This is a genomic window from Salmonella sp. SAL00653 (genome assembly GCF_046552515.1).
Lineage (GTDB): Bacteria > Pseudomonadota > Gammaproteobacteria > Enterobacterales > Enterobacteriaceae > Salmonella > Salmonella enterica.
Genome location: NZ_JBGDTY010000002.1, coordinates 190,131 through 215,382, shown reverse-complemented (window position 1 = coordinate 215,382; position 25,252 = coordinate 190,131). Strand labels below are relative to the sequence as shown.

Genomic DNA, 25,252 nt, shown 5'->3' with positions numbered 1-25,252 from the left:
TAAATGTCTCGCATCATCCTCTTTTATGAGCCATCTCACATTCTCGCCGAACCGTGCAGCCTGAATACGCTTGACCTTCCCACAATGGCAAGCTTTAGGCTTTCTGATACCGAATAGTCAGGATGGGGAAGTCGTCATGAGTCAATCAGAAAATCGTCACGACACGATAAGCTTGCTTGTTGAAGGTATGACCTGCGCGTCGTGCGTCGCTCGCGTTGAAAAAGGTATTAAGGCTGTGCCTGGCGTAACGGACGCTACGGTGAATCTGGCGACGGAGCGCGCCACCGTCCGCGGGACGGCATCGGCGGAGGCGGTGATCGCGGCGATTGAAAAAACGGGGTATGAGGCGCGACCGATAGAGACGGCGGGGCAGGGCGAAGACGACTCTGAAGAGAAAAAAGAGGCCGAGCGCGTCAGGCTGAAGCGCGATCTGATTCTCGCCAGCGTGCTGGCGCTCCCCGTTTTTGTGCTTGAAATGGGCTCGCACCTTATTCCTGGTATGCACGAGTGGGTGATAAAAACGATTGGCCTGCAACAAAGCTGGTACTGGCAATTTGCACTGACCCTGTTGGTGCTGACGATCCCCGGTCGCCGTTTTTACCTTAAAGGGTTCCCGGCGCTGGCGCGTCTGGCGCCGGACATGAACTCGCTGGTCGCCGTGGGAACCGCAGCGGCATTCGGCTACTCGCTGGTGGCGACCTTTACGCCCGACCTGTTGCCTGAAGGGACGGTAAACGTCTATTACGAGGCCGCCGCAGTGATTGTCGCGCTTATTCTGCTGGGGCGCTTTCTGGAGGCAAGGGCGAAGGGGCGGACTTCCGAAGCGATTAAACGTCTGGTGGGGCTACAGGCGCGGGTCGCGCATGTGTTACGCGAGGGCCGCATCGTGGATATCCCTGTCGACGAGGTTGTGCTGGGAGACTGTGTGGAGGTTCGGCCAGGCGAGCGGATACCGGTTGACGGCGAAGTGACCGAAGGCCGCAGCTTCGTTGACGAGTCGATGATTACCGGCGAACCGATACCGGTTGAGAAATCCGCAGGAAGCGCGGTGGTGGGCGGTACCGTCAACCAAAAAGGCGCGCTCACGCTGCGGGCGACCGCCGTCGGCGGACAGACCATGCTGGCGCAAATCATTCGTCTGGTGGAACAGGCGCAGGGTTCAAAACTGCCGATTCAGGCCGTCGTGGATAAAGTGACGCTGTGGTTTGTCCCAATGGTAATGCTTATTGCTGCGCTGACCTTTGTGGTATGGCTGGCGTTTGGGCCGTCGCCTGCGCTGACTTTCGCTCTGATCAATGGTGTTGCGGTTCTGATTATCGCCTGTCCTTGCGCGATGGGCCTGGCGACGCCGACCTCCATTATGGTGGGAACCGGTCGTGGGGCGGAAATGGGCGTGCTGTTCCGTAAGGGGGAGGCGTTACAGCTACTCAAAGACGCTAAGGTGGTGGCCGTAGACAAAACCGGGACGCTTACCGAAGGCCGCCCGGTACTGACCGATCTCGACGTGGCCAGCGGCTTTGAGCGCCGTGAGGTGCTGGCGAAAGTCGCGGCGGTAGAATCGCGTTCAGAGCATCCGATTGCCCGTGCGATTGTCGTGTCGGCAGAAGAGGAAGGGAGCGCGCTACCAGGCATGAACGGCTTCGAATCGGTGACCGGGATGGGCGTATACGCTACCGTTGACGGTACGCGTGTTGACGTGGGGGCTGATCGCTATATGCGCGAAATTGGCGTGGATATTAGCGGCTTCGCCACCACCGCCGAACGGTTAGGGCAGGAAGGGAAATCGCCGCTCTATGCGGCTATTGACGGTCAACTGGCGGCGATTATCGCCGTGGCCGATCCGATCAAACCCAGTACGCCCGCCGCAATTAACGCTTTACATCAGCTCGGCATTAAGGTCGCCATGATCACTGGCGATAATGCCCGCACGGCACAGGCTATCGCCAGACAGTTAGGAAGTGATGATGTGGTTGCCGAGGTATTGCCAGAAGGGAAAGTCGAGGCGATACGGCGCCTGAAAGCGGCGTATGGGCAGGTGGCGTTTGTCGGCGATGGCATCAACGATGCGCCAGCGCTGGCGGAGTCCGACGTGGGGCTGGCGATTGGCACCGGCACCGATGTGGCGGTGGAATCCGCCGACGTCGTACTAATGTCCGGCAACCTGCAAGGCGTGCCGAATGCTATCGCGCTGTCTAAAGCGACCATCCGCAATATCCACCAGAATCTGTTCTGGGCCTTTGCTTACAATACGGCGCTGATTCCTGTCGCGGCAGGCGCGCTATTTCCGGTCTGGGGCATATTATTGTCACCGGTATTCGCCGCAGGGGCGATGGCGATGTCGAGCGTGTTCGTGCTGGGCAACGCTTTGCGGCTGCGCCGTTTCCGGGCGCCGATGGCAACCCCATCCGACACATCCACGACATGAGGAGGAGCGTCATGAACATCGGTAAAGCAGCTAAAGCATCGAAAGTCTCGGCCAAAATGATTCGCTACTATGAACAGATTGGTCTGATTCCCGCGGCAAGTCGGACGGATTCCGGCTATCGGGCCTATACCCAGGCTGATGTTAATCAATTGCATTTTATACGCCGCGCGCGCGATCTTGGCTTTTCAGTTGCTGAAATCAGCGACTTACTGAATCTTTGGAATAACCAGTCGCGGCAAAGCGCTGACGTCAAACGCCTGGCGCAGACGCACATTGATGAACTGGACAGACGTATCCAGAACATGCAGCACATGGCGCAAACCCTCAAAGCGCTGATTCACTGCTGCGCCGGCGACGCGCTGCCAGATTGCCCCATTCTGCATACGCTTGGACAACCTGACGATAGCGAGCCGGAGGCGCGTACCGGAGCGGTATTGCGCCGTCCTCGTCGCCACGGACTGGCAAAGCGTCTGTAAGCCCTGAGATTACGCTTGACCCTCCAACACTGGCAAGGCCCAGACTGGCAACAGTTCCCACACAAAAGGAGTTCACTATGCAGTTCCATATTGATGACATGACCTGCGGCGGCTGCGCCAGTACGGTAAAAAAGACGATTCTGACTCTCGATGCTAATGCGACGGTGAGAACTGACCCGGCGACGCGTCTGGTTGACGTTGAAACGTCGCTATCCGCGGAGCAGATTGCCGCCGCCCTGCAAAAGGCCGGTTTCCCGCCGCGCGAGAGGTAATCGTCAATGGCGATCGGTCTGGCGACAGGCCGGTCGCGATACGCTAGCCACGCTTCGCTTTCCTTTGCATGAGATAATCCCCATAAAAAGTGTGACAAATCATGTGTCAGTAAGCTTTGTTAATAATATGTAATGATTTGTCTATTTTTGCTAACATTTTACCTGCTATATACAAAAAGATAACAAATAAGTAGCGCAACGCTACCTTGTTACGTCGCTTTGACGACGGGAGCGCTTCAGCGTTTCGCCGCTTCAAAGCTTGATGTTATTTTTTGATGCAGGACACTACCTATGTACACCCCCCTGAACTGGACGACGACACAACGACATGTGGCGTTTGCCAGCTTTACCAGTTGGATGCTGGATGCGTTTGATTTCTTTATCCTTGTCTTTGTACTTAGCGATCTCGCCGAATGGTTTCACGCTTCCGTATCGGACGTTTCCATTGCGATTATGCTGACCCTGGCGGTACGTCCCATTGGCGCGCTGCTATTTGGTCGAATGGCGGAAAAGTACGGACGTCGACCGATACTGATGCTCAATATTCTGTTCTTTACGGTGTTTGAACTGCTTTCCGCCTGGTCGCCCACCTTCATGGCATTTCTGATTTTTCGGGTCATGTACGGCGTGGCGATGGGCGGGATATGGGGCGTTGCGTCATCACTGGCGATGGAAACCATTCCCGATCGTTCGCGTGGCCTGATGTCGGGCATTTTTCAGGCGGGCTATCCCTGCGGCTATCTGTTCGCCTCGGTTATTTTTGGCCTCTTCTACAGTATGGTAGGCTGGCGCGGCATGTTCCTGATTGGCGCCCTGCCTGTTGTCTTGCTGCCTTATATCTGGTTTAAAGTGCCGGAATCCCCCGTCTGGCTGGCGGCCAGAGCGCGTAAAGAGAATACCGCGCTGCTTCCTGTTCTGCGCAAGCAGTGGAAGTTGTGTCTGTATCTGGTGCTGGTCATGGCGTTCTTTAACTTTTTCAGCCACGGCACGCAGGATCTCTATCCTACCTTCCTGAAGATGCAGCATGGTTTTGATCCGCATCTGATCAGTATCATTGCGATTTTTTATAACATTGCCGCCATGCTCGGCGGTATTTTCTACGGTACGCTATCGGAACGTATTGGGCGTAAAAAAGCGATCATGATCGCCGCCTTTCTTGCGCTTCCGGTACTCCCGCTATGGGCATTTTCCAGCGGATCATTCACGATTGGCCTGGGCGCGTTTCTGATGCAGTTTATGGTGCAGGGCGCCTGGGGTGTCGTACCGACCTGGCTGAACGAGCTGGTTCCGGCGAATGCGCGCGCCGTGCTGCCAGGGTTTGTTTACCAACTCGGTAATTTACTGGCGTCGGTTAATGCGACGTTACAGGCCCGCATCGCGGAAACGCATGGCGGAAATTACGGGTTGGCAATGGCGATCGTGGCTGGCGCGGTGGCTATTTTAATCTGTGTATTTGTGGCATTTGGTCGCGAGACCCGGGGAGTCGTCATCTCCGGTACAGATAGCGACGCCCTCCCGGAGTCGGCCATCAGTCATCGCACGTAAACACTACGCTCTTGGCGCATACTGTCGCCGGGAGCACGCCTTCCTCCCGTCGTTTTCACGCCCTTTCAACGAACAACAAAGGTTAATGATGGCATCTGCCGTTCGTGACCATTACAATCATCGCTTACTTTTTTCTTTATAAGAAATTGATTGCTGCACCTTAAAATTATCAACGGAGCGAAGATATCATGTTGAAAGATAACCAAAAACACAACGAGTCTGTTGCCCCGAATAGCGCCTTTCTGTCTGAGTTACAACGTGCATTACCGGAATTTTTTACCGCCGATCGCTATAACGAGCAGGGCGAACTGATCGCGAAAGGCGGATTTGATCTCGCCAGATTTGAGCGCGCGCTGAAAGCGCGTAATATTGATGAGCTGACTAGCGGTTATCAGATTGATTTTATTGGCAAAGATTACGCAAAAAAACAGGCGGGTGAAAAATCCGTTACCGTTATCGTTCCTGACGTGGAACACAATACTCTGGCAGAAAATAAAAACAGCCATAATCTTTTTCTGACCGGAGATAATCTGGATGTTTTACGCCATCTGCAAAATAATTACGCCGATACCGTCGATATGATCTATATCGATCCCCCTTATAACACCGGATCGGACGGGTTTGTCTATCCCGATCATTTTGAATATAGCGATCGGGCGTTGCAGGATATGTTTGGTCTTAATGATACCGAACTAGCACGTTTAAAATCCATTCAGGGTAAATCGACGCACTCCGCGTGGTTATCTTTCATGTATCCGCGTCTTTTCCTGGCCAGGAAGCTCCTGAAAGATACCGGATTTATTTTTATCTCTATCGACGATAATGAGTACGCCAATCTTAAATTAATGATGGATGAGATTTTTGGCGAAGGCGGATTTGTCACCAATGTGATGTGGAAGCGCAAAAAAGAGATTTCTAACGACTCTGATAACGTTTCCATCCAGGGGGAATACATTCTTGTTTACGCCAAAACCGGTCAGGGCGCTTTACGTTTAGAACCGCTTTCTAAAGAGTATATTCAGAAATCCTATAAAGAACCGACCGAACAGTTTCCAGAAGGGAAATGGCGACCGGTGCCGTTAACGGTGTCAAAAGGGCTGAGCGGCGGCGGCTATACCTATAAAATTACCACGCCGAACGGTACGGTACACGAAAGACTATGGGCTTATCCTGAAGCCAGTTACCAAAAACTGGTGGCCGATAATCTGGTCTATTTTGGCAAAGATAACGGCGGTATTCCCCAGCGAGTCATGTACGCGCATCACAGTAAGGGGCAGCCAACGACCAATTACTGGGATAACGTAGCGTCGAATAAAGAGGGGAAAAAGGAGATTCTGGATCTCTTCGGCGACAACGTTTTTGATACGCCGAAACCGACCGCATTATTGAAGAAAATCATCAAGCTCGCTATCGATAAAGACGGCGTCGTCCTGGACTTTTTTGCCGGTTCCGGCACTACGGCCCATGCGGTAATGGCGCTGAATGAAGAAGATGGGGGGCAGCGCACGTTTATTCTGTGTACTATCGATCAGGCATTAAGCAATAACACTATCGCGAAAAAAGCAGGTTATAACACTATTGATGAAATCAGCCGCGAGCGAATTACACGCGTTGCGGCGAAGATCCGCGCCAACAATCCCGCGACCAATAGCGATCTCGGTTTTAAACATTATCGTTTTGCCACTCCGACACAGCAGACGCTGGACGATCTGGATAGCTTCGATATTGCTACCGGCCATTTTATCAATACCAGCGGTCAACTGGCCGCTTTCACCGAGTCAGGATTTACCGACATGATCAATCCTTTTTCCGCCAGAGGATTGGGCGTGCCGGGCGGCGCAAGCGGCGAAGAGACCTTATTAACGACATGGCTGGTCGCCGATGGTTATAAAATGGATATTGACGTACAGACCATTGATTTCTCCGGCTATTGCGCCAGGTATGTTGATAATACGCGCCTGTATCTGATTGATGAACGATGGGGAACAGAGCAGACCCGCGATCTTCTCAACCACATTGGTACGCACCAGCTTCCGGTTCAGACCATTGTCATTTACGGCTACTCTTTCGACCTTGAATCCATTCGTGAACTGGAAATCGGCTTAAAACAGCTTGATCAAAAAGTGAACCTGGTGAAGCGTTATTAAGAGGGGATGATGATGAATATTTTACTGGAAGAACTTCCCCATCAGGAACAGGCGTTAGCGGCGATTCTGGCGAGTTTCACCGGTATCGATCACGCGCAAGCCGATCATAGTCACTATGCTAATCCGCTGATTAAGGAACGTTACGACGATAAGGCCAATATTGACGTTAAAATGGAGACCGGGACGGGTAAAACCTATGTCTATACCCGGTTGATGTATGAATTGCATCAGAAGTATGGCCTCTTCAAATTTGTGCTGGTGGTGCCGACGCCAGCCATTAAAGAAGGCGCGCGGAACTTTATTACCAGCGATTACGCCAGACAGCATTTTTCACAGTTCTACGAAAATACGCGGATGGAACTTTGCACCATCAACGCCGGTGATTTTAAAGTAAAGTCGGGGCGTAAAAATTTTCCGGCCCAGCTATTAAGTTTTACTGATGCCAGCCGTCGTGATAGCCATACGATTCAGGTTTTGCTGATCAATGCGCAAATGCTCAATTCCGCCAGTATGACGCGAGACGATTACGATCAAACGCTACTGGGCGGGCTGACGTCGCCTGTTAAAGGGCTGCAAATGACGCGACCGGTGGTCATTATTGATGAACCGCATCGTTTTGCGCGAGATAACAAATTTTATCGAGCGATTCAGGCTATTCAGCCGCAAATGATCGTCCGCTTTGGCGCTACCTTCCCGGATATTGTCGAAGGTAAGGGTAAAAATAAATGTGTACGTAAAGATTACTATCGCCGGCAACCGCAGTTTGATCTCAACGCGGTGGACAGTTTTAACGATGGTTTGGTGAAAGGTATTGATATTTATTACCCGAATCTCCCCGAAGAACAGGCCAACAATCGTTATATCGTTGACAGCGTCACGGCAAAGAAATTAATCCTCCGACGGGGGAGCAAAATTGCCGAGGTTGGCGTGGGCGAAAATCTCGCCGATGTCGATGCAGGATTTGAAGGCAGTATTGAATATGCCGGCAGTAAAATGTTGTCGAACGATCTGGAGCTGGAGGCAGGGATGGCGCTGGTGCCAGGAACCTTTGGCGCGAGCTACCAGGAACTGATTATTCAGGACGCCATTGATAAGCATTTTGATACCGAGCAGGCAAATTTCTTACGCAGCAATGAGCCAGAAAATAATGCCCCGCGTATTAAGACCTTAAGCCTTTTCTTTATTGACAGTATTAAAAGCTATCGTGATGACGAAGGTTGGTTGAAACTGAAGTTTGAGTGTTTACTGAAAAAGAAACTGACGCAACTGATTGACGATTATCAGCGCAAGACCCTGCCGCGAGAAGTGGAGTATCTGTCGTTTCTGCAGGCCACGCTCGCCAGCCTGCACTCGGATAACCAAAACGTCCACGCTGGTTACTTTGGCGAAGACCGCGGAAGCGGCGATGAGGCGATCCAGGCTGAGGTAGATGATATTCTGAAAAATAAAGAGAAGTTGCTCAGTTTTTCAGACCATCACGGCAACTGGGAAACGCGCCGCTTTCTGTTTTCAAAATGGACGCTTCGCGAAGGCTGGGATAACCCGAATGTTTTTGTCATTGCTAAATTACGTTCTTCCGGTAGCGAGTCGAGCAAAATTCAGGAAGTGGGGCGCGGCCTGCGGCTACCGGTAGATGAAAACGGCCATCGCGTTCATCAGGAAGAGTGGCCGTCCCGACTGTCGTTTCTGATTGGTTATGATGAAAAAGCGTTTGCCAGTATGCTGGTTGATGAGATTAATCGCGACAGCAAAGTTCAGCTTAACGAGCAGAAGCTGGATGAGGCGATGATCACACTCATCGTCACCGAGCGACAAAAAGTCGATCCTGCGTTTACGGAGCTTCGTTTGCTGGAAGATCTGGATGATAAAAAACTGATCAACCGGAGTAATGAGTTTAAACCCAGCGTCACGCTTAACGGGGAAACCAAAAGTGGCTTTGCGTGGCTACTGGAGTTCTACCCTGAGCTGACGCAGGCGCGGGTGCGAGCGGATCGCATTCGTGACAATAAGCCCGCCTCCCGACTGCGAGTCAGGTTACGCAAAGAGAATTGGGAACAACTTAGCAGTATCTGGGAGCAGTTTTCCCGCCGTTATATGCTGCAATTCGAGCGTAGCGGCGCTTCTCTGGAACAGATTGCCGCCGAGGTGCTGCGCGATCCGTCGCTGTATATACGCCAGAAGCCAAGCCAGGTGCAACAACGGCTGGTATCGAATGAAGATAATGGCCGTTTTGAAGTGGCGCAGCGGGAAGGCGAATTAGCCGCCAGCGAATTTATGGCGGGCATGAAATATGGCCATTTTCTTAAGCAACTGGCGTTACGCACCAGTCTGCCGGTTAACGTCCTGCACCCGGTGTTAATGGCGATGCTGCGTGATGTTTTGCACGGAGATTCACGCTATTTAAGCGAGATCTCGTTGGACAATATGACCCGCGCATTACAGACGCGGATTAATGCGCATTTTGCGCAGCGCCACGATTATCTGCCTCTCGACTTCCAGGCTTCAACGTCGGTATTTGATTCCACGGCACGGCAGTTCAGAGAGGAGATTAGCGCTGAAATTGTGGGGAAAAATGTGGATGAGAATGCGATATACGATCCTCGTTCTCTCTATCAAATACCGCCGTTGCGTTATGACAGCGTCGATCCAGAATTGCCGCTATTAAAATACGATTATCCGCAACAGGTTTCTGTGTTTGGCAAACTGCCTAAGCGGGCCATTCAGATCCCCAAATATACGGGAGGCTCTACTACGCCGGATTTTGTGTACCGTATTGAGCGTCAGGACGCCGACAGCGTTTATTTACTGGTTGAAACTAAAGCAGAAAATATGCGCGTAGGCGATCAGGTTATTCTTGATGCGCAACGTAAATTCTTCGATATGCTGCGTCGGCAAAATATTAATGTCGAGTTTGCGGAAGCGACCAGCGCGCCGGCGGTATTTTCTACGATCAATGGCTTGATTGAGGGGAAGGCAAACTAACGGGTTTGAATGGACCTTAACGGTTATCTTTTTGATAGACCATATAAAATGGCCGCCGCGCAGCGAGCGTTGCGGTCATTCTCCCTGTACTAATCCCCCGTCCCGTAAACCGCGTTGACTTGAAGGTTATCGTTTTACGTCTATTCTTAACTTTCAGCTAAGCGTATTTTGCTGAAATAGCAAATAGTCTTGAAGACGCTGTTTTTTTTGTTTTGCCGTTATTTTTATAACGGCCAGGTAGATATTGCCAAGTGAATGTAACTAAGGGAGACATGTTATGCTAAATAGATACTACCGTTTCGCTGTCGAAAAAGACGCCCCCTCCGAAGCGCCAGAGTCGGGCGATAAACCTGACAGCCAGCCGCAAAAAAAATCGTAATTTATCTGGATATTCCCCGACGTTTATACGTTTGGGGAAAATAACCGTTTCGTTTCAACCTGGTTGCGAACAGTGAATATTTTACACGAAGTGACTATATATAAACGGGAGGGAACATGGAGTTTGATGCCTTCTTTTTAGCGAGACTCCAGTTTGCCTTTACCGTCTCTTTTCATATTATTTTCCCCGCGATTACGATTGGCTTAGCCAGTTACCTGGTGGTACTGGAAGGTTTATGGCTAAAAACGCGTAATCCTGTCTGGCGCTCGCTCTATCAGTTCTGGCTCAAAATTTTTGCCGTCAACTTCGGGATGGGCGTGGTCTCCGGTCTGGTCATGGCTTACCAGTTCGGAACGAACTGGAGCGGTTTCTCCCAGTTCGCCGGCAGTATCACCGGGCCTTTATTAACCTATGAAGTGCTCACCGCATTCTTCCTGGAAGCGGGATTCTTAGGCGTGATGCTTTTTGGCTGGAACAAAGTCGGGCCGGGCCTGCATTTCTTGTCTACCTGTATGGTGGCGTTGGGTACGTTAATGTCGACGTTCTGGATTCTGGCGTCTAATAGCTGGATGCATACCCCGCAGGGATTTGAAATTCACAACGGTCAGGTGGTCCCGGTGGACTGGTTCGCGGTGATTTTCAACCCGTCGTTCCCGTATCGCCTGTTGCATATGTCCGTTGCGGCGTTTTTAAGTAGCGCGATGTTTGTCGGCGCGTCCGCTGCCTGGCATTTACTGAAAGGTAACGATACGCCGGCTATCCGCCGTATGTTCTCGATGGCGTTATGGATGGCGGTCGTGGTGGCGCCCGTTCAGGCATTGATTGGCGATATGCACGGCCTTAACACCCTGAAGCATCAGCCGGTCAAAATCGCCGCGATTGAGGGGCACTGGGAAAATACGCCCGGCGAGCCAACGCCGCTTACGCTGGTAGGCTGGCCGGATATGGAGGCGGAACGGACCCGCTATGCGCTTGAGATCCCTGCGTTGGGCAGTCTGATCCTGACGCATAGCCTGGACAAACAGGTGCCTGCGCTAAAAGATTATCCCAAAGAGGATCGCCCCAACTCTACCGTGGTGTTCTGGTCTTTCCGTCTGATGGTGGGCATGGGCGTACTGATGATCTTCCTGGGGCTGGCCAGCCTGTGGCTACGCTACCGACGCCGACTGTATCATTCGCGGCCCTTTATGCACTTTGCGCTGTGGATGGGGCCGTCCGGGCTTATCGCCATCCTTGCCGGATGGGTGACGACTGAAGTAGGACGTCAGCCGTGGGTGGTCTATGGCCTGCTGCGAACGCGTGATGCGGTTTCCGCGCACAGCACCTTGCAGATGAGCATCAGTTTGCTGGCCTTCTTTGTGGTCTATTCCCTGGTCTTTGGGGTTGGCTATATTTATATGATTCGTCTTATCCAGAAAGGGCCGCAGCCGGCGGAGACACCGACCGCTGAAACCGATGGCAGACCCGCGCGTCCTATCTCTGCCGTGGGAGAATCGCTTGAGCAGGAGAAACGCGAATGACCATCGATCTTCCGGTTATCTGGTTTGCTATTATCGTGTTCGCCACGCTGATGTATATCGTGATGGATGGTTTCGATCTGGGCGTCGGTATCCTGTTTCCGTTTATTCGTGATAAACACGATCGCGATGTTATGGTGAACTCAGTCGCGCCGGTATGGGACGGGAACGAAACCTGGCTGGTGCTGGGCGGGGCCGGGCTTTTTGGCGCGTTCCCGTTGGCTTATGCCGTCATCACCGACGCGCTGACTATCCCGCTGGTGGTTATGCTGCTTGGTCTTATCTTTCGCGGCGTCGCTTTTGAATTCCGTTTTAAAGCCACCGAGTCGCATCGCGCGTTCTGGGATAAATCCTTTATCGTCGGGTCAATCCTGGCGACCTTTGCCCAGGGAGTTGTGGTGGGCGCGGTGGTGAGCGGTTTTCAGGTGGAAGGGCGAACCTTTAGCGGTTCGCAGCTTGACTGGCTGACGCCGTTTAACCTGTTCTGCGGCGTCGGTCTGGTCGTCACCTATGCGCTGCTGGGCGCTACCTGGCTGATTATGAAAAGCGAAGATCCGCTGCATAGCCGGATGTGCGCGCTGTCGCGCCCGTTGTTGATCGTCTTGTTGCTGGTGATGGGAGGCGTCAGCGTGTGGACGCCGCTCACCCACGACGACATCGCCGAGCGCTGGTTCACGCTGCCCAATTTATACTACTTCCTGCCGGTGCCTGTGCTGGTGTTGGCTTTTAGCATCTGGCTATGGCGCAGCGTGAAAAAACCAGAATCCCATGCGCGCCCATTTATTCTCACGCTAGGGTTGATTTTTCTGGGGTTCAGCGGGTTAGGCATCAGTATTTGGCCGAATATTATTCCACCAGATATTTCGCTGTATGCCGCCGCCGCGCCACCGCAAAGTCAAAGCTTCATGCTGGTTGGGGCGCTGATAATCATCCCGATTATCCTGGCTTATACCTTCTGGAGCTACTACGTCTTCCGTGGAAAAGTGCGACACGGAGAGGGATATCACTGATGGTTAAAGTGAAAAAATGGTCGCGGCGAGTCGTATGGATGGTCGCGATATGGTGCGCCAGCGTGCTTCTGCTGGCGGGCGTCGGAATGTTGTTCAGACTGCTCATGACCTCCGCAGGATTTCGCTCCTGACTGATACCCCCGGACGCGCTTTCGTCGCTGGCGAAAGCGCGTTTTTATCGACAGATCGGCGTTTATCGATCACCTTTGCTCGTCTTATCTCTCCCCTCAATAGCGGTTGATAATTATTCTCATCTTTATTGTCGTTCCCGGGCCGCAGTGATATGGTTACACAGTGGCTAACGCTCTGGTATAATGCAGATAAACGGTATTGATAATGTCTCCGATCTCCTGTCACTCTTCCGCCGCCCCGGCGATGAAAAAGATCTTTTCCGTCAGCGATTTCATCGCGTTTGGCGAGCGTTATGGCATTGATTACCGCTTCCCTGCGTTACCGCAGTATACGCAGAGTAGTCCCGTACTTCATGGCGATATCGAAGAGATAGCGCTTCCCGGCGGGATTTGCATTACACGCTCGGATGTTCACGTGTTACAACCTTATGAAACCACCTCTCGCCATAGCAGTCCGCTGTATATGCTGGTGGTGCTGGAAGGTAACGTCGCGCTGGCTGTCAATGAGCAGACCTTTTTGTTGAGCGCGGGGATGGCGTTTTGCTCGCAACTGAGTGAGCAGCAGACGATACGCGCCCATCACGGCGCAGACAGTAAATTGCGCACCTTGTCGCTGGGAATGTACCCGGACGGCGGATGGCGGGAGCGTTTGCCTGTCTCGCTGGCAGACGAGTGGGAAAATAGCGCGGCCTCGGCGAGGGTCTGGCAGGTGCCGGAGTTTCTGCTTTCGGGGCTACGTTATGCGCAGCAGCCCGGACCTCATGCGGCGTCACGCCAGTTAATGCTGGAAGGCATCATGCTGCAATTACTGGGCTATGCGCTAAATCTATGTCAGCCCGCAACGCAAAAACGCGGGCTTCCCGTCACCGGTGAATATCAGCGGCTGGAGCTCATTCGGCGTTTACTGGAGCAGACGCCGGAAAAAGCCTACACGCTGAACGAACTGGCGCGTCGGGCGGCAATGAGTCCAAGTAGCCTGCGGTGCAAGTTTCGCCATGCCTATGGGTGTACCGTGTTTGATTATCTGCGCGATTGCCGCCTGGCGCGCGCGCGTCGTTATCTGATGGAGGGATACAGCGTGCAGCAGGCCGCCTGGATGTCAGGCTATCAACATGCCACAAACTTTGCGACGGCATTTCGTCGGCGTTATGGTTGCTCGCCCGGCGAGCTGCGTGACGCGTCTCTGACGGCGTCCCGCCACTGTGCGTAACGCGCCCCGCCAGAACGGTAATATCCGCCGCTAACCCGGTTTTCTGCCGCTTTGGGTGATTTTTTATCATTGCGCATAGGCAATCTGGCGTTACGCATAGTAGTCCGTTATCTCTAAAAGGTAATAATTCTTATTTACAATAAAGATGCCTTTGGAGATGTTCATGTTTGCGACAACGCGTATGGCGCTATTGATAGGCGGAGCTATCGGCGGCGCGACTTTTCCTCTTTCTGCCCAGGAAACCACAAAAAATGATACCGTCATTGTCACCTCGCCCGTTCAGAGTGGCGCGACCAAGCTGGCGACGCCAGATATTGAAACGCCGCAGTCGGTATCCATTATTACCCGCCAGCAGTTTGAAGAGCAGGGCGCAACCAGCGTGCGTCAGGCGGTAAGCTACACCCCTGGCGTATACAGTAACCAGATAGGCGCCTCTAACCGCTTTGATTACATCGTATTGCGTGGTTTTTCGGACGGTAGTCTGGATAACGTCTATCTCGACGGGTTAAAAATGATGGGCGACACCAATTCGCACAGTTCGTTGGTGGTTGACCCCTGGTTTCTGGAAGATATCGAGGTGGTACGCGGCCCGGCGTCCGTTCTGTATGGACGTTCATCGCCAGGCGGCATTGTCGCGCTGACGTCGCGAAAACCGGCGTTTGATGCCGGGGGAGAAGTGAAGCTGTTTGCCGGCAATCACAACCAGCGCGGGGCGGCTTTTGATGTGACCGGCCCACTGGATGACAATGAACGTGTGGCGGCGCGTCTTAGCGGTATGACACGTTACGCCGATTCGCAGTTTACCCCCTTGAAAGAGGAACGTTATGCGCTGATGCCGAGCCTGACCTGGCGAATTACCGATCGGACGCGTCTTGATCTTATGGCCTATCTGCACCGTGATCCGGAAGGCGGTAGCCACTCCGGACTGCCTTATCAAGGCACGGTTGTACCTTATAACGGCAGAAAAATTTCTAACACTTTCTTTGAAGGTGAAGATGACTACGACAAATACGATCGCCGTGAAAATATGGTGGGTTATAACATTGAGCATCTGTTCGATAACGGCTGGTCGGTACGGCAAAAATTGCGTTATTTGCATACCAAAGTGACGTTGAATCAGGTCTATGCCGCAGGTTGGTTGAATGAAACGGCGCTGAATCGCGGCTATTCCGGCTCTGGGGAGAAAATGTCGGCTATCGCGCTGGATAATCAGCTCGACGGCAGCGTGGATACCGGGGCGATTAATCATCGTCTGCTGGTGGGGATCGATTATCAGGATCGCAGTAATCATACTACTGGCTATTATGGCGCGTTTCCGCCGATTGACGCTTTCAACCCTGTTTATGGCGCTCAGCCGGATTACATTACGTTGTATAGCCGTGAAAAACATAAGCTGCGGCAGACCGGATACTATTTACAGGATCAGATGTCATGGGATCGCTGGCGCTTTACGTTGGGCGGTCGTTACGATCGGGTCAGCGTGTCTAACATCGACAAACTTCATGATTCACGCAGCGATCTCGATAAAAACAACGTCAGCACCCGTGCCGCGTTGCTTTATCTGTTCGACAATGGCGTCGCCCCCTATCTCAGTTATTCTACCGCGTTTACGCCGACCAGCTTCGCCGACGAAAACGGCAATGTGCTGGAACCGATGAAAGGCAAGCAGTGGGAGGCGGGGGTAAAATACGAACCGCTGGGGGGGAACAGCCAGTTTAGCGCCGCCGTGTATCGTATTAACCAGACCAATATCGCGACCAAAGAAGAACCTACCGATCCGTACCGCTCGATTGGTGAAATTGAGTCTAAAGGGGTGGAACTGGAGGCCATTAGCCATTTGTCGGATAGCGTCCGTTTGCAGGCGGCGTATACCTATACTGATATCCGTTATAAGAAAAGTAGCCCGCAAGAGCAGGGTAAGCGCGCGGTTTATGCTCCACGGAACCAGGCCAGCGCCTGGCTAAGCTACGATGTGAAAAGCGGTCTGTTAGAGGGGCTGACTTTGGGCTCCGGCATCAGGTACGTCAACGGCGTGACCAGCGATCGCCTGAATACCCACACGTTGCCGTCCTATACACTGGTCGACATGGTAGTTGGGTATGATTTATCCAGCATTGGGTTAAATGGCTTGAGCGCCCAGCTCAACGTAAATACCTGACGGACAAACGCTATGTCGCTGCCTGTAATTCGCTCTCTTATTGTTATTTTGGCGCCGAGCGTAGCATTGTAGGCAGCGTGTCATGGGCGTTTTGATAACGCTTATCGTCCGGTAGCAAAGGCTACCGGGCAAACATTAGCGGTGCGTCACGCCTTCATAGAGAAGTCTGAGCGCAAACATCCCGATAATGGCGCCGATAACACGGCTGGCAATGCGCTGTATACGCCCATAAGCGCGGCGGACTGCGGGAAGCGAAAAGGCCTGGCTGAGAAAAATACGCCAGATAACGGATGACAGCACAATTCCGGCCCAGGCCATTAATCTTGCCCATGTGGGTGTTTCTGCGCTAAGCGTTACGGAAAAAATACTGATAAAAAACAGTACGGTTTGCGGATTGGATAAATCGGTCATTAATCCCCGGCGAAAGAAAATTGTCCACGGGGCGGCAATTGGCGTCTGGAGCGTGCTCATTTGCGGCGTCGCCTGGTGACGAATACTGTTCCAGGCGAACCATAATAAATAGGCGCCGCCGACAATTTTGATAAGAGAAAATACCGCTTCGCATTGCGTAATGAGCGTCGCCAGACCGAAAAGCCCCAGCCCGGAATAAAAGGCGTCTCCCGTGGCGACGCCCAGGCCGGTGATGACTCCCGCCCGGCGTCCTGATGCGAGGCTGGTTTGCACCACCACAAACAGATTCGCGCCGGGATTAAAAAAGGTTAACACAAACAGACTGACGGTAAGCACAACGGCATGAAACGGCTCCATAGACAACTCTTCCCATAGCCTCAAGAAATAACGTTCATCTTATTAATAGTCAAACCAGATGATTGCGAGTGAGATCACAAAGCAGGGGCGTTTTAATCCGCGTTGTTACGCCGACTGAGCGGGGGCTGACTGGATTTTTCCAGCAATCTACACTACTTATTTAATCAGTCCGAACGGCCTTTTTGTTCTGATAAAGCGATGATGGCGTAATAATAAAACGAGGGTTTTGCTATGAAAACTGGCTACAAGGTTATGCTTGGCGCATTAGCGTTTGTCGTGACAAACGTTTATGCCGCAGAAATCATGAAAAAAACGGACTTTGATAAAGTCGCCTCCGAATACACGAAAATTGGCACGATTTCCACCACCGGGGAAATGTCGCCGCTGGACGCCAGAGAAGATTTAATCAAAAAGGCGGATGAAAAAGGGGCGGATGTGGTGGTGCTGACGTCCGGGCAGACAGAAAATAAAATTCATGGTACGGCTGATATTTATAAAAAGAAATAAAAGCGTTGCATCATAAAAATACCCGCCTGGGTTTCCGGCGGGTATATTTATTCTTGGCAACCGGCATCCGTTTTGCCGGATGACGGCCTGCAGTAAACGTAGCGCCATCAGGCATTCAGGACGCGGTCATTTGTCTTAATTATCCGACTGGTCTTTGGCACCAGCTTTTAAACGACGCCACAGAGTGGTGCGGCTAATCCCCAGATAACGCGCCGCGGCGCTCTTATCGCCCTTAAAGCGCGCCAGTACATCCTGTAACGCGTTCGCATCCACGGTTGAAGGCGTCAGCTCTGCTGTGTTCACCATAAGCTCAGGTAATAACTGCCGCATAAATTGCCTGTCCAGCGTTGGCGCGGGATCGACGCTTAAAAAAAGCGCCAGGCGCTCCATCATATTACGCAGTTCGCGAATATTACCGGGCCAGCGCCAGGCCAGCAAAAGCGGCTGACACTGTGTCAATCCATGACGTATCGATTCGGTAAACGGAATTTCCATCGCTGCCAGCGACTGTTTTAAAAAGCTTTCCGCGAGCGGCAAAATATCAGCCTGCCGCTCGCGCAAAGGAGGAAGCGTCAGACGCAGAATACTCAGGCGATAAAAGAGATCGGGGCGAAAACGTCCTTGCATTATCTCCCGATCCAGATCGCAATGCGTAGCGCTGATCACCCGGACATCCACCGGGATCGGCTGGTGTCCGCCGACGCGAGTGACGGCTTTTTCCTCCAGTACGCGTAAAAGTCGGGTTTGTAACGGCAAGGGCATTTCGCCGATTTCATCCAGAAGCAGCGTGCCGCCGTGTGCGATTTCAAACAGCCCCGCCCGGCCTCCTCGTCGTGAACCGGTAAACGCACCCTCTTCATAACCAAACAGTTCCGCTTCCAGCAACGACTCGGTAATCGCGCCGCAATTGACGGCGACAAAGGGAGGGGATGGCTTATTCTGACGGTGAGGCTGGCGGTGAAAAAACGTCTGGTGAATCGCCTGCGCCGCCAGCTCTTTTCCGGTCCCTGTTTCCCCCTGAATCAGCACTGCCGCACGGGAGCGGGCATAGAGCGTAATCGTCTGGCGGAGCTGCTCCATTTGCGGCGACTGGCCGCGTATATCGCCCAGTTCATACCGGGTTTGTAATCCCTTGCCGGATGAGTAATCCACGCGCTGGCGCCGTGTCAGACGGGTCATATCCAGCGCATCATGAAAAGCCTGACGAACGGTCGCCGCGGAATAAATAAAGATGGCGGTCATTCCTGCCTCTTCCGCCAGATCGGTAATTAATCCCGCGCCGACGACGGCCTCAATACCGTTGGCCTTAAGTTCGTTAATTTGCCCGCGCGCGTCCTCTTCGGTGACATAGCTTCGCTGTTCAAGACGGAGGTGAAACGTTTTCTGAAAGGCAAGTAAAGCCGGAATGCTCTCCTGATAGGTCACGATACCGATAGACGAGGTGAGCTTTCCCGCTTTCGCCAGCGCCTGTAATACATCGAATCCGCTGGGCTTGATGAGGATCACCGGTATTGACAGGCGACTTTTTAAATAGGCCCCGTTCGAACCCGCCGCGATAATCGCGTCGCAGCGCTCGGTCGCCAGTTTTTTGCGAATGTAGGTCACCGCCTTTTCAAAGCCGAGTTGAATAGGCGTGATGGTCGCCAGATGATCGAATTCCAGGCTGATATCCCGAAACAGTTCGAACAGACGCGTTACGGAGACCGTCCAGATCACCGGTTTATCGCTATTATCGCGCGGAGCGCTGTGAGCAGTCGTCATCGCAGTAGGCTCATCTTTAAGGGGCGATTTTTTGTTTTAAACGTGTTTCATAAATGTTGCAATGAAACGGGGGGATTCGTTTCATGAAACGTTAGCTGACACGTTTTTCTTTTCCCTTAATCGCGCTTATTCATAACAGGCATTACTGTAATTACCTGTTTTTAAATCTCATTGTATTTAATTTTCTCGCTGCCTCTTTGCCTGGCATAGCCTTTGCTTTGGTGAATACATCTTGAATAACAATTTACTAACATGAGGACGAGGTATGTCTTTACATTCGCCGGGGCAGGCATTTCGCGCCGCGCTCTCTAAAGAGAATCCATTACAAATTGTCGGCGCTATTAATGCCAACCATGCTCTGTTGGCCCAACGGGCCGGGTATCAGGCTATCTATCTTTCTGGCGGCGGCGTAGCGGCGGGCTCGCTCGGACTGCCGGATCTGGGGATTTCGACGCTGGATGATGTGTTAACCGATATCCGGCGCATCACGGATGTTTGTCCGCTGCCGCTGTTGGTAGATGCGGATATTGGCTTTGGCTCCTCCGCCTTTAATGTCGCGCGGACGGTAAAGTCCATAGCCAAAGCGGGTGCCGCCGCGCTGCATATTGAAGACCAGGTTGGCGCTAAGCGCTGTGGACACCGTCCAAACAAAGCGATCGTCTCGAAAGAGGAGATGGTAGACCGAATTCGGGCGGCAGTGGATGCGCGCACCGATCCGAACTTTGTGATCATGGCGCGTACCGATGCGCTGGCGGTGGAAGGGCTGGAGGCGGCTCTCGATCGCGCGCAGGCTTACGTGGACGCGGGGGCAGACATGCTGTTCCCGGAGGCGATCACCGAACTGTCGATGTACCGCCAGTTCGCCGACGTGGCGCAGGTGCCGATCCTCGCCAACATCACTGAGTTTGGCGCGACGCCGCTGTTTACGACCGACGAGTTGCGTAGCGCACACGTGGCGATGGCGCTCTATCCGCTGTCGGCGTTTCGCGCCATGAACCGCGCCGCAGAAAAAGTCTATACCGTGCTGCGCCAGGAAGGGACGCAAAAGAACGTGATCGACATCATGCAGACCCGCAACGAGCTGTACGAAAGCATCAATTACTACCAGTTCGAAGAGAAGCTGGACGCGCTGTACAGGAATAAAAAATCGTAGCCTGTAGGCCTGATAAGGCGAAGCCGCCATCAGGCAATGCCGGATGGCACTACGTTTATCCCGCCTACGGTACGGCCTACACGCCTCAATACCCTACACATTACAATAATGACGAGGACAATATGACAGACACGACGATCCTGCAAAACAACACGCATGTCATTAAGCCTAAAAAATCGGTCGCGCTTTCCGGCGTACCTGCCGGAAATACCGCTCTGTGTACCGTGGGAAAAAGCGGTAACGATCTGCACTATCGCGGTTACGACATTCTCGATCTGGCGGAGCACTGCGAATTTGAAGAAGTCGCGCATTTACTGATCCACGGAAAATTACCGACCCGCGACGAGCTGAACGCGTATAAAAGCAAGTTAAAAGCGCTGCGCGGATTACCCGCCAATGTCCGTACCGTTCTGGAAGCGTTACCGGCGGCCTCGCACCCGATGGACGTGATGCGTACCGGAGTTTCCGCGCTGGGCTGCACCCTGCCGGAAAAAGAGGGACATACCGTTTCCGGCGCGCGCGATATTGCCGATAAGCTGTTGGCCTCGCTCAGCTCTATCCTTCTTTACTGGTATCACTACAGCCACAACGGCGAACGTATTCAGCCGGAAACCGACGATGATTCCATCGGCGGCCATTTCCTGCATCTGCTGCATGGTGAAAAGCCAACCCAAAGCTGGGAAAAGGCGATGCATATTTCGCTGGTGCTGTACGCCGAGCATGAGTTCAACGCCTCGACGTTTACCAGTCGGGTGATTGCCGGGACCGGCTCGGATGTCTACTCCGCGATTATCGGTGCGATTGGCGCGCTGCGCGGCCCGAAACACGGCGGGGCGAATGAGGTGTCGCTGGAAATTCAACAGCGTTATGAAACACCGGACGAGGCAGAGGCGGATATCCGTAAACGCGTGGAAAACAAAGAGGTGGTGATTGGCTTTGGACATCCGGTTTACACCATCGCCGACCCGCGCCACCAGGTGATCAAACGGGTGGCGAAACAGCTTTCAGAAGAAGGCGGCTCGCTGAAGATGTACCACATCGCCGACCGTCTGGAAACGGTGATGTGGGAGACCAAAAAGATGTTCCCGAATCTCGACTGGTTTTCGGCGGTCTCCTACAACATGATGGGCGTCCCTACCGAAATGTTCACCCCGCTGTTTGTCATCGCCCGCGTTACCGGCTGGGCGGCGCACATTATTGAACAGCGTCAGGACAACAAGATTATTCGTCCTTCCGCCAATTATACCGGCCCGGAAGATCGCGTATTTGTGCCGATCGAAAAGCGTTGCTAATTAAAACCTCTAAATATAAAAACAGGAGTTGTACCCTATGTCCGCACATATTTCGAACGTTCGCCCAGACTTTGACCGTGAAATCGTTGATATCGTTGATTACGTTATGAATTACGAGATCACCTCAAAGGTGGCGTACGACACTGCGCATTACTGCCTGCTCGACACGCTTGGCTGTGGTCTGGAAGCGCTGGAATACCCGGCCTGTAAAAAATTGCTTGGGCCGATCGTGCCAGGCACGGTGGTGCCCAACGGCGCACGCGTGCCGGGCACCCAGTTCCAGCTCGATCCGGTACAGGCAGCCTTTAACATTGGCGCGATGATCCGCTGGCTCGATTTTAACGATACCTGGCTTGCCGCCGAATGGGGCCATCCTTCTGACAACCTCGGCGGTATTCTGGCGATTGCGGACTGGCTGTCACGCAACGCCGTCGCCGCCGGCAAAGCGCCGCTGACCATGAAACAGGTATTGAGCGGGATGATCAAAGCCCATGAAATTCAGGGCTGCATCGCGCTGGAAAACGCCTTCAACCGTGTCGGGCTTGATCATGTGCTGCTGGTCAAAGTGGCCTCGACCGCGGTGGTCGCTGAAATGCTGGGGCTGACGCGCGATGAGATCCTCAACGCGGTATCGCTGGCGTGGGTGGATGGCCAGTCGTTGCGCACTTATCGTCATGCGCCGAATACCGGTACGCGCAAATCCTGGGCGGCGGGCGATGCGACTTCGCGCGCGGCACGTCTGGCGCTGATGGCGAAAACCGGCGAGATGGGCTATCCCTCGGCGCTCACCGCCAAAACCTGGGGCTTCTACGACGTTTCATTCAAAGGTGAAACGTTCCGTTTCCAGCGCCCTTACGGCTCCTACGTGATGGAAAACGTGCTATTCAAAATTTCTTTCCCGGCAGAATTCCACTCGCAAACCGCCGTCGAAGCGGCGATGACGCTGTATGAGCAGATGCAGGCCGCGGGTAAAACGGCAGCGGATATCGAGAAAGTGACCATCCGCACCCACGAAGCCTGTCTTCGCATTATCGATAAAAAAGGCCCGCTCAATAACCCGGCGGACCGCGATCACTGTATCCAGTATATGGTCGCCGTGCCGTTGCTGTTCGGACGGTTAACCGCGGCGGATTATGAAGACGAGGTGGCGCAGGACAAGCGTATTGACGCCCTGCGCGAGAAAATCGTGTGTTATGAGGACCCGGCTTTTACCGCCGACTATCACGACCCGGAAAAACGTGCTATCGGCAATGCGATCACCGTGGAGTTTACTGATGGCTCACGCTTTGGCGAGGTTGTCGTGGAGTATCCGATTGGTCATGCGCGTCGCCGCGCCGACGGTATTCCGAAGCTTATCGAAAAATTTAAAATTAACCTGGCGCGTCAGTTCCCGACTCGCCAGCAGCAACGCATTCTGGATGTCTCCCTGGACAGAGCCCGCCTGGAGCAGATGCCGGTTAACGAATACCTCGATTTATATGTCATCTGAACCAGCCAGCAGTAAGGCGTAAGTTCAACAGGAGAGCGTGATGTCTTTTAGCGAATTTTATCAGCGTTCCATTAACGAACCGGAGGCGTTCTGGGCCGAGCAGGCCCGACGTATCGACTGGCGACAGCCGTTTACGCAGACGCTGGATCATAGCCGTCCACCGTTTGCCCGCTGGTTTTGCGGCGGCACCACTAACTTATGTCATAACGCCGTTGACCGCTGGCTGGATAAACAGCCGGAGGCGCTGGCGCTGATTGCCGTCTCATCAGAGACCGATGAAGAGCGCACATTTACCTTCAGCCAGTTGCATGATGAAGTCAACGCTGTGGCCGCCATGCTGCTGTCGCTGGGCGTGCAGCGTGGCGATCGCGTATTGGTCTATATGCCGATGATTGCCGAAGCGCAGATAACCCTGCTGGCCTGTGCGCGCATTGGCGCGATCCATTCGGTGGTCTTTGGCGGTTTTGCCTCGCACAGCGTGGCGGCGCGCATTGACGATGCCAGACCGGCGCTGATTGTGTCGGCGGATGCTGGAGCGCGGGGCGGTAAAATCCTGCCGTATAAAAAGCTGCTTGATGACGCTATTGCGCAGGCGCAGCATCAGCCGAAACACGTTCTGCTGGTGGACAGAGGGCTGGCGAAAATGGCGTGGGTGGATGGGCGCGATCTGGATTTTGCCACGTTGCGCCAGCAGCATCTCGGCGCGAGCGTGCCGGTGGCGTGGCTGGAATCCAATGAAACCTCGTGCATTCTTTACACCTCCGGCACTACCGGCAAACCGAAAGGCGTCCAGCGCGACGTCGGCGGTTATGCGGTGGCGCTGGCAACCTCGATGGACACCATTTTTGGCGGCAAGGCGGGCGGCGTATTCTTTTGCGCATCGGATATCGGCTGGGTCGTCGGCCACTCCTATATCGTTTACGCGCCGCTGCTGGCAGGCATGGCGACTATTGTTTACGAAGGACTGCCGACGTACCCGGACTGCGGGGTCTGGTGGAAAATTGTCGAGAAATACCAGGTTAACCGGATGTTTTCCGCCCCGACCGCGATTCGCGTGCTGAAAAAATTCCCGACGGCGCAAATCCGCAATCACGATCTCTCCTCGCTGGAGGCGCTTTATCTGGCCGGTGAGCCGCTGGACGAGCCGACGGCCAGTTGGGTGACGGAGACGCTGGGCGTACCGGTTATCGACAATTATTGGCAGACGGAGTCCGGATGGCCGATCATGGCGCTGGCCCGCGCGCTGGATGACAGGCCGTCGCGTCTGGGAAGTCCCGGTGTGCCGATGTACGGTTATAACGTCCAGTTACTCAATGAGGTCACCGGCGAGCCCTGCGGCATAAATGAAAAAGGCATGCTGGTGATCGAAGGGCCGCTGCCGCCGGGCTGTATTCAGACTATCTGGGGCGATGATGCGCGTTTTGTGAAGACTTACTGGTCGCTGTTTGCCCGTCAGGTTTATGCCACCTTCGACTGGGGAATCCGCGACGCCGAGGGGTATTACTTTATTCTGGGCCGTACCGATGATGTGATTAATATTGCGGGTCATCGGCTGGGGACGCGAGAAATAGAAGAAAGTATCTCCAGCTACCCGAACGTAGCGGAAGTGGCGGTAGTGGGGATAAAAGACGCTCTGAAAGGGCAGGTAGCGGTGGCGTTTGTCATTCCGAAGCAGAGCGATACGCTGGCGGATCGCGAGGCGGCGCGCGACGAGGAAAACGCGATTATGGCGCTGGTGGACAACCAGATCGGTCACTTTGGTCGTCCGGCGCATGTCTGGTTTGTCTCGCAGCTCCCCAAAACGCGTTCCGGAAAGATGCTTCGCCGCACGATCCAGGCGATCTGCGAAGGCCGCGATCCGGGCGATCTGACAACCATTGACGATCCCGCGTCGTTGCAGCAAATTCGCCAGGCGATCGAGGAATAGCCGTAAGCCGTATAAGCCGCGTTCGGCAACGGGTCAGGCTCAGCGACTGAATAGTGGGGTGTAAAGTCGGGAAAGGGCGGCGGCAGCGCGCCGCCCTGTAACA

Annotated in this window: 19 protein-coding genes and 1 pseudogene; 18 read left to right on the top strand and 2 right to left on the bottom strand. The window is 53.6% G+C overall.

What is annotated here, in order from left to right; genetic code table 11:
* Positions 1-136 precede the first annotated feature (136 nt).
* The 13 genes and pseudogenes from golT to foxA all read left to right on the top strand — a co-directional run bounded on the left by golT (position 137) and on the right by foxA (position 16,347).
* Entirely contained in the window at positions 137-2,425 is a 2,289-nt protein-coding gene (gene golT / locus ACLJRU_RS03755; protein WP_023235286.1) for a gold/copper-translocating P-type ATPase GolT, read from the top strand.
* An 11-nt stretch (positions 2,426-2,436) separates the two neighbouring features.
* Positions 2,437-2,901, top strand: coding sequence for an Au(I) sensor transcriptional regulator GolS (golS, locus tag ACLJRU_RS03750; protein WP_001020583.1), 465 nt, complete (start codon positions 2,437-2,439; stop codon positions 2,899-2,901).
* A gap of 77 nt (positions 2,902-2,978) precedes the next feature.
* A complete protein-coding gene (gene golB / locus ACLJRU_RS03745; RefSeq protein ID WP_001159470.1) occupies positions 2,979-3,173 on the top strand; it encodes a gold resistance metallochaperone GolB in 195 nt (64 codons plus the stop codon).
* Between the two features lie 291 nt (positions 3,174-3,464).
* A complete protein-coding gene (locus ACLJRU_RS03740; RefSeq protein ID WP_000288503.1) occupies positions 3,465-4,718 on the top strand; it encodes an MFS transporter in 1,254 nt (417 codons plus the stop codon).
* 188 nt (positions 4,719-4,906) lie between these two features.
* Positions 4,907-6,865: a site-specific DNA-methyltransferase gene (locus ACLJRU_RS03735; RefSeq protein ID WP_000910370.1), complete on the top strand. Its 1,959-nt coding sequence runs from the start codon at positions 4,907-4,909 to the stop codon at positions 6,863-6,865.
* Between the two features lie 9 nt (positions 6,866-6,874).
* Positions 6,875-9,847 carry a type III restriction-modification system endonuclease gene (locus ACLJRU_RS03730; RefSeq protein ID WP_077916175.1) on the top strand — a complete coding sequence of 991 codons (2,973 nt, stop codon included), beginning with the start codon at positions 6,875-6,877 and terminating at the stop codon, positions 9,845-9,847.
* A gap of 277 nt (positions 9,848-10,124) precedes the next feature.
* The gene (gene ssaA / locus ACLJRU_RS03725; protein ID WP_001539256.1) at positions 10,125-10,226 is read left to right on the top strand and encodes a small effector SsaA; all 102 of its coding nucleotides are present in this window, start codon (positions 10,125-10,127) and stop codon (positions 10,224-10,226) included.
* A 116-nt stretch (positions 10,227-10,342) separates the two neighbouring features.
* On the top strand, positions 10,343-11,746 hold the full coding sequence (locus ACLJRU_RS03720; RefSeq protein WP_000393711.1) for a cytochrome ubiquinol oxidase subunit I: 1,404 nt from the start codon (positions 10,343-10,345) through the stop codon (positions 11,744-11,746).
* Complete coding sequence (gene cydB, locus ACLJRU_RS03715; protein WP_000151045.1) at positions 11,743-12,753, top strand: cytochrome d ubiquinol oxidase subunit II; 1,011 nt, start codon at positions 11,743-11,745, stop codon at positions 12,751-12,753. The genes ACLJRU_RS03720 and cydB overlap by 4 nt, the downstream gene beginning before the upstream one ends.
* Positions 12,699-12,884: a DUF2474 domain-containing protein gene (locus ACLJRU_RS03710; protein WP_306292668.1), complete on the top strand. Its 186-nt coding sequence runs from the start codon at positions 12,699-12,701 to the stop codon at positions 12,882-12,884. Before cydB ends, ACLJRU_RS03710 begins: the two co-directional genes overlap by 55 nt.
* A complete protein-coding gene (locus ACLJRU_RS03705; RefSeq protein WP_229023495.1) occupies positions 12,803-12,994 on the top strand; it encodes a hypothetical protein in 192 nt (63 codons plus the stop codon). Before ACLJRU_RS03710 ends, ACLJRU_RS03705 begins: the two co-directional genes overlap by 82 nt.
* Positions 12,995-13,089: 95 nt before the next feature.
* On the top strand, positions 13,090-14,094 hold the full coding sequence (gene foxR, locus ACLJRU_RS03700; protein ID WP_000074601.1) for a ferrioxamine uptake transcriptional regulator FoxR: 1,005 nt from the start codon (positions 13,090-13,092) through the stop codon (positions 14,092-14,094).
* 145 nt (positions 14,095-14,239) lie between these two features.
* Positions 14,240-16,347 (top strand): annotated as a pseudogene (gene foxA / locus ACLJRU_RS03695) (ferrioxamine B receptor FoxA).
* Between the two features lie 40 nt (positions 16,348-16,387).
* Here the strand turns inward: foxA and ACLJRU_RS03690 are convergent.
* Positions 16,388-17,020 carry a LysE family transporter gene (locus ACLJRU_RS03690; protein WP_000433131.1) on the bottom strand — a complete coding sequence of 211 codons (633 nt, stop codon included), beginning with the start codon at positions 17,018-17,020 and terminating at the stop codon, positions 16,388-16,390.
* 231 nt (positions 17,021-17,251) lie between these two features.
* Here ACLJRU_RS03690 and yahO point away from each other — a divergent pair, with 231 nt between their 5' ends.
* Positions 17,252-17,527 (top strand): DUF1471 family periplasmic protein YahO, encoded by a 276-nt coding sequence (gene yahO / locus ACLJRU_RS03685; RefSeq protein WP_000848026.1) that lies wholly within the window; start codon positions 17,252-17,254, stop codon positions 17,525-17,527.
* Between the two features lie 135 nt (positions 17,528-17,662).
* On the opposite strand, the gene prpR is transcribed toward yahO, so the two are convergent.
* Positions 17,663-19,288, bottom strand: a complete 1,626-nt coding sequence (prpR, locus tag ACLJRU_RS03680) for a propionate catabolism operon regulatory protein PrpR (protein WP_000205263.1) — start codon at positions 19,286-19,288, stop codon at positions 17,663-17,665.
* 265 nt (positions 19,289-19,553) lie between these two features.
* Between prpR and prpB the strand changes: the two genes are divergently transcribed.
* The 4 genes from prpB (at position 19,554) to prpE (ending at position 25,149) form a co-directional block, all read left to right on the top strand.
* The gene (gene prpB / locus ACLJRU_RS03675) at positions 19,554-20,441 is read left to right on the top strand and encodes a methylisocitrate lyase (RefSeq protein ID WP_000052229.1); all 888 of its coding nucleotides are present in this window, start codon (positions 19,554-19,556) and stop codon (positions 20,439-20,441) included.
* Positions 20,442-20,563: 122 nt separating this feature from the next.
* Complete coding sequence (gene prpC / locus ACLJRU_RS03670) at positions 20,564-21,733, top strand: 2-methylcitrate synthase (RefSeq protein WP_000132750.1); 1,170 nt, start codon at positions 20,564-20,566, stop codon at positions 21,731-21,733.
* A gap of 37 nt (positions 21,734-21,770) precedes the next feature.
* Positions 21,771-23,222, top strand: a complete 1,452-nt coding sequence (locus ACLJRU_RS03665; protein ID WP_001272705.1) for a bifunctional 2-methylcitrate dehydratase/aconitate hydratase — start codon at positions 21,771-21,773, stop codon at positions 23,220-23,222.
* 40 nt (positions 23,223-23,262) lie between these two features.
* A complete protein-coding gene (gene prpE, locus ACLJRU_RS03660) occupies positions 23,263-25,149 on the top strand; it encodes a propionate--CoA ligase (protein WP_001539265.1) in 1,887 nt (628 codons plus the stop codon).
* Positions 25,150-25,252 lie beyond the last annotated feature (103 nt).

Bases quoted from the DNA above. Each gene is read 5' to 3' on its own strand.
- golT (WP_023235286.1), top strand. From the start codon at position 137: ATGAGTCAATCAGAAAATCGTCACGACACGATAAGCTTGCTTGTTGAA.
- ACLJRU_RS03735 (WP_000910370.1), top strand. From the start codon at position 4,907: ATGTTGAAAGATAACCAAAAACACAACGAGTCTGTTGCCCCGAATAGC.
- ACLJRU_RS03740 (WP_000288503.1), top strand. From the start codon at position 3,465: ATGTACACCCCCCTGAACTGGACGACGACACAACGACATGTGGCGTTT.
- ACLJRU_RS03690 (WP_000433131.1), bottom strand. From the start codon at position 17,020: ATGGAGCCGTTTCATGCCGTTGTGCTTACCGTCAGTCTGTTTGTGTTA.
- golS (WP_001020583.1), top strand. From the start codon at position 2,437: ATGAACATCGGTAAAGCAGCTAAAGCATCGAAAGTCTCGGCCAAAATG.
- ACLJRU_RS03705 (WP_229023495.1), top strand. From the start codon at position 12,803: ATGGTGCGCCAGCGTGCTTCTGCTGGCGGGCGTCGGAATGTTGTTCAG.
- prpB (WP_000052229.1), top strand. From the start codon at position 19,554: ATGTCTTTACATTCGCCGGGGCAGGCATTTCGCGCCGCGCTCTCTAAA.
- prpR (WP_000205263.1), bottom strand. From the start codon at position 19,288: ATGACGACTGCTCACAGCGCTCCGCGCGATAATAGCGATAAACCGGTG.
- golB (WP_001159470.1), top strand. From the start codon at position 2,979: ATGCAGTTCCATATTGATGACATGACCTGCGGCGGCTGCGCCAGTACG.
- cydB (WP_000151045.1), top strand. From the start codon at position 11,743: ATGACCATCGATCTTCCGGTTATCTGGTTTGCTATTATCGTGTTCGCC.
- ACLJRU_RS03665 (WP_001272705.1), top strand. From the start codon at position 21,771: ATGTCCGCACATATTTCGAACGTTCGCCCAGACTTTGACCGTGAAATC.
- ACLJRU_RS03730 (WP_077916175.1), top strand. From the start codon at position 6,875: ATGATGAATATTTTACTGGAAGAACTTCCCCATCAGGAACAGGCGTTA.
- ACLJRU_RS03720 (WP_000393711.1), top strand. From the start codon at position 10,343: ATGGAGTTTGATGCCTTCTTTTTAGCGAGACTCCAGTTTGCCTTTACC.
- ssaA (WP_001539256.1), top strand. From the start codon at position 10,125: ATGCTAAATAGATACTACCGTTTCGCTGTCGAAAAAGACGCCCCCTCC.
- prpE (WP_001539265.1), top strand. From the start codon at position 23,263: ATGTCTTTTAGCGAATTTTATCAGCGTTCCATTAACGAACCGGAGGCG.
- yahO (WP_000848026.1), top strand. From the start codon at position 17,252: ATGAAAACTGGCTACAAGGTTATGCTTGGCGCATTAGCGTTTGTCGTG.
- prpC (WP_000132750.1), top strand. From the start codon at position 20,564: ATGACAGACACGACGATCCTGCAAAACAACACGCATGTCATTAAGCCT.
- foxR (WP_000074601.1), top strand. From the start codon at position 13,090: ATGTCTCCGATCTCCTGTCACTCTTCCGCCGCCCCGGCGATGAAAAAG.